Source organism: Okeania sp. SIO3B5 (assembly GCF_010692555.1).
GTDB lineage: Bacteria > Cyanobacteriota > Cyanobacteriia > Cyanobacteriales > Microcoleaceae > Okeania.
This window is the reverse complement of sequence record NZ_JAAHHG010000207.1, coordinates 11723-16089: the sequence shown is the minus strand read 5'-3', so window position 1 is coordinate 16089 and position 4367 is coordinate 11723. Positions and strand designations below refer to the sequence as shown.

At 34.1% G+C, this 4367-nt stretch carries 3 protein-coding genes; all 3 read left to right on the top strand.

The window, feature by feature from the left end:
* Window positions 1–471 precede the first annotated feature (471 nt).
* The 3 genes from F6K54_RS23855 (at window position 472) to F6K54_RS23845 (ending at window position 3864) form a co-directional block, all read left to right on the top strand.
* Window positions 472–918 (top strand): helix-turn-helix domain-containing protein, encoded by a 447-nt coding sequence (locus tag F6K54_RS23855; RefSeq protein ID WP_293082873.1) that lies wholly within the window; start codon window positions 472–474, stop codon window positions 916–918.
* 475 nt (window positions 919–1393) lie between these two features.
* The gene (locus F6K54_RS23850) at window positions 1394–2035 is read left to right on the top strand and encodes a COP23 domain-containing protein (protein WP_293082871.1); all 642 of its coding nucleotides are present in this window, start codon (window positions 1394–1396) and stop codon (window positions 2033–2035) included.
* An 887-nt stretch (window positions 2036–2922) separates the two neighbouring features.
* Window positions 2923–3864, top strand: coding sequence for a serine protease (locus F6K54_RS23845; RefSeq protein WP_293082868.1), 942 nt, complete (start codon window positions 2923–2925; stop codon window positions 3862–3864).
* The last annotated feature ends 503 nt before the right edge of the window (window positions 3865–4367 follow it).

The following is a 4367-nucleotide window of genomic DNA, read 5'->3' as shown; positions in this document are numbered from 1 at the left end:
TGTCTTTTGACTTTTGACTTTTGATTTTTAACTTCTAAACTTTTGACTTTTAACTTTTAATTTTTGACAGGGAACAGGGAACAGGGAATAGGGAATAGGCAACAGGCAATAGGCAACAGGCAACAGGCAACAGGCAACAGGGAATAGGCAACAGGCAACAGGCAACAGTCGGAAAAAATTCCCCTGTCTCAATATCTTTAATCATTACTCATGCAGAGCTTCAGGGATAACTTCTGACTTTTGACTTTTGATTTTTAACTTCTAAACTTTTGACTTTTAATTTTTAACTTCTAAACTTTTAACTTTTAACTTTTAATTTTTGATTTCTAAACTTTTGACTTTTGACTTTTGACTTTTGACTTTTGACTTTACAGCTTTTGACTTTTGACTTCTAAAAGGCAGATTTTATCCGGAGATTAGCACATAGGGGTAGATAAGATTAAAAACTCCCATAATTTCCTAGTAGGAGGTATGCCACCAAAAGTTAGTTTGAAACCACATCTTACGGTAGAGGAATTGAAAATTCGCTACCGACAAGCTCCAGATACCATCGAATCTCGTCGGTGGCATCTCCTGCTTCTAGTTGCTCAACAATGGTCTATTAAAAAAGCATCTGAAGTTGTAGGACTTAACTACGATTATGCTAAGGAAATTGTTGGGCGCTACAATAGGGAAGGCCCGGAATCTGTGAAAAATCGCAGCAAAGACCGTCAACCACCACCTGCTAAATCTTTGTTGACACCAGCTCAACAACAGGAACTTTCAGAAGCTTTACAAGGGCCTGCTCCTGATGGTGGAGCATGGTCTGGTCCAAAAGTAGCCCGTTGGATTGCTAAGAAAACTGGTCGCGACCATGTCTGGCCTCAAAGAGGTTGGGATTACTTAAAACGACTAGGCATTGACTGGAAAGAAAAGTAGAAAAATGTTGAATTGTATCTTAATAGGATTTTGAATTGGAGAAATTTTTCTGTACAGGAATTTTAAGTTTTTATCCTGTTATTGCAATCCTATTTGAGTTGTACAGAAAATATTTTGGAATTAAGAAATAAGGGTGCAGTTTTTGCTTTGTTTTACAAACACTCTCTAATACCAATTTAATAAATGTTTGCTACAAATAATTTTCTAGGTTTTAGGTACTTAGGTTTTAGGTACTTAGGTTTTAGGTACTTAGGTTTTAGGTACTAGGTTTTAGGTGGATTATTAGTTATTTACTACCCAGTTTATTTGTAACATTCTTTTTTCAAAATGGTATAAAAGCTTTTCCGGAGCAAGAGCGAAAATCTTGAGAAATTTAATGAAGGTTGTTGAGACTATAAGTAATAAATAATGCTCGATGTTATTAATTATTTATTGGCAATAACCTGTAGCATAAATATCCTAAGATTTCGTGGTTATGAAAATCAATATTTGTACAAAAATATGTTTAGCATTTGCTTTCTGTTTAGGGATTAGTTTAACTATCAATAATCCTGCTAATGCTAAACCAAAACCTAGACTACTTTGTGAAATTAAAGAAGAATTATGTCAAAGAAAAGAACAGAATGTATGTATAGAAAAAGAAAGCTGTTCTGAAAAAACAAAAACAGTAGTCAAAGAAGCTCCACCGATAATTCGACCTAATGAATTTTATTGTGACCGGGGTAAAAATGGTATCCCAACTACTTTTGTCAAAACACCACAAGGTACTTATCCAGTTATTCGTTGGGTTTCTAATTATTTCTTATCTGCTGGATATAGCCCCCTTACTCGTTGTCGCCAAGTATCAGATAAATTTCAATTTTTCTATGATGATGGCAGACTAGATTACATTACGACTGGTATTGTTAATCGTCAACCGGTAATCTGTGTTTCTAGCAGAAAAGGAGGTCCTTGCCAAGGGGTATTATTTACTCTCAAACCTCAGCAAAATGCTAGTGAAACAGTTCAACAGTTATTTGATATTCGAGTTGGTGCTTCTACAGGTCCACTATATGAAAGTGGTTCTCGCTTCTATTTAAACTTTAATGACTATATAGAAGGTTTATTCAACAATTAATTATTAATTATTAATTATTAATTATTAATTATTAATTATTAATTATTACCTCTCCTTTAAAAGAATTAGGATGGACTCAAAGGAAAATTTTTCTTTATTATCCCCTTAAAAGGCTATGCTTTACCCACATCTTTCTTAACATAAAGCTTGACAAAATATACGAGTTATGAGTAAGTTTTGGCTCGGCTTTTTCAGGAGAAAAAATATATGGAAAAATATACTTTGTTTTGACAACTTCAGTAGTTTTACTTAGTTACTACGATTTTTTCTCCTTTCTCCCCTGCTCCCTGCTCCCCTTCTCCCCACAAGGGTTTCAAGACTTATGGGTAAGGGATAGCTTAAAAGGGGAGGCTTTAAACCACAATAGTCAGAAGTGAGATTTGAATACCTTAAAAGTTCGGCTATACAGTGAAGAAAAGAGAATTTACGACCTAAAAATTGGTATTATACCAATTTGAAAAAAGAATGTTACGAATAATAAGCACCATAAAAATACTTTCAGATAAAGTCTTTTTCACGAAAAAGGTAATTTCCAACATCAAAAATGGTATTAAATCTATCCCCAAGTGCATTCTAAATTCTAAATTCGCGCATTAGAATAAATACCCTAACTATTTGTAGCAAACATTTATCAATTTGGTATTAAATCTATTCCCATACGACTCCTGACTCCTAAGAAATAGTCTAGTGCAGGATGGCAGAAATAACTAACCAGTTACAAAATCCTAAAAGCCTTACCAATCAACACTTTTGACTGTCTTGAGTGTGTCTTACATTCTGAGGTTTCCTCAGAATTACACACTCGCTTTTAAATGCATGACTTTTAACTTCCGCGTAGCGGCACTAGCTATTTGTACCAAATATTTATCAAATTGGTTTAATATTCTGTGAATTGGCGATCGCTGATATTAACGGTTTGTATTGGTAATGGATTATTTTATTTGCCGATACAAGCACTATCTAAAAATTTTGATGACTTCAAAAGTTCTGAAACCCAAATACAAGTTCAAAATTGTACTGACTGTAATGATTTTTGTACTATTGAAGAGCTTAAAAGTTTGGCTAAGTCAATCACGGTTAAAGTTATTTCTGAAAATGGTTGGGGTTCAGGAATTATTTTAAAACGGCAAGAACAAATCTATACAATTGTTACTAATCAGCACGTTTTAGATACTCAAAATAAATCTTATTTGATTCAAACTCCAGATGGTAATTTCTATGAAGCAAATCAAATAGAAAATGAAGATTTTCAAGGAAATGATTTAGCTCTATTACAATTTCGCAGTGCTGATTATACCTACACTGTTGCATCTCTAGGAAATTCTCATACTCTTGCTGAAGGAGATAAGATTTTTGCTGCTGGGTTTCCTATTTTAGAAAAACCTCAAGATAGAGAGTTTTTATTTACCAGGGGAAAAGTGTCAATATTGTCCGATAAACCTTTAGAAAAAGGTTATCAAATTGGCTACACTAATTTGATTAAAAAGGGGATGAGCGGTGGTCCGTTACTGAATATTTATGGGCAAGTTATTGGTATTAATGGAATGCACGCTTATCCTTTATGGGGCAATCCTTATGTATATGGTGATGGCGAACAACCTAATATTAGTTTGCGTCAACAAATGAGTCATTTAGCATTTGCTATTCCTATTGAAACTGTCGCTAAATTAGTTCCCCAATTCGCGTCTGTACCAACTATTAAAGTCGATCGAACTGCTAGTATCAAGATTTTCAATTATTTATTTTTTCCTGATTTTATTGATGTGCTGAATGGGAAATTTTCTCCTCCTATTTTGACAACTTCATGTATGAGTCAAGAGTTTCGCTAAAGATCAAGGTCGTAGGAATAAGTTTCATACAAAGAGTATCGGCAGAAAAGTTTATTTTTAGATGGAATAATTTCCTACTGAAATTAAAAATATTAATTTTACTGAGAGTTTTACTCTATTAATAGAGACTAATAGAACTAAGCAAAAACTCCTATTGCGACATACGCAATAAAACCGTTAGCTGCTGAAAATGGAACTGAGCAAAAACTCCTATTGCGACATACGCAATAAAACCGTTAGCTGCTGAAAATAGAACTGAGCAAAAACTCCTATTGCGACATACGCAATAAAACCGTTAGCTGCTGAAAATAGAACTGAGCAAAAACTCCTATTGCGACATACGCAATAAAACCGTTAGCTGCTGAAAATGGAACTAAGCAAAAACTCCTATTGCGACATACGCAATAAAACCGTTAGCTGCTGAAAATGGAACTAAGCAAAAACTCCTATTGCGACATACGCAATAAAACCGTTAGCTGCTGAAAATGGAACTGAGCAAAAAC

Coding starts and splice junctions, on each gene's coding strand:
- F6K54_RS23855 (WP_293082873.1), top strand. CDS start 472: ATGCCACCAAAAGTTAGTTTGAAACCACATCTTACGGTAGAGGAATTG.
- F6K54_RS23850 (WP_293082871.1), top strand. CDS start 1,394: ATGAAAATCAATATTTGTACAAAAATATGTTTAGCATTTGCTTTCTGT.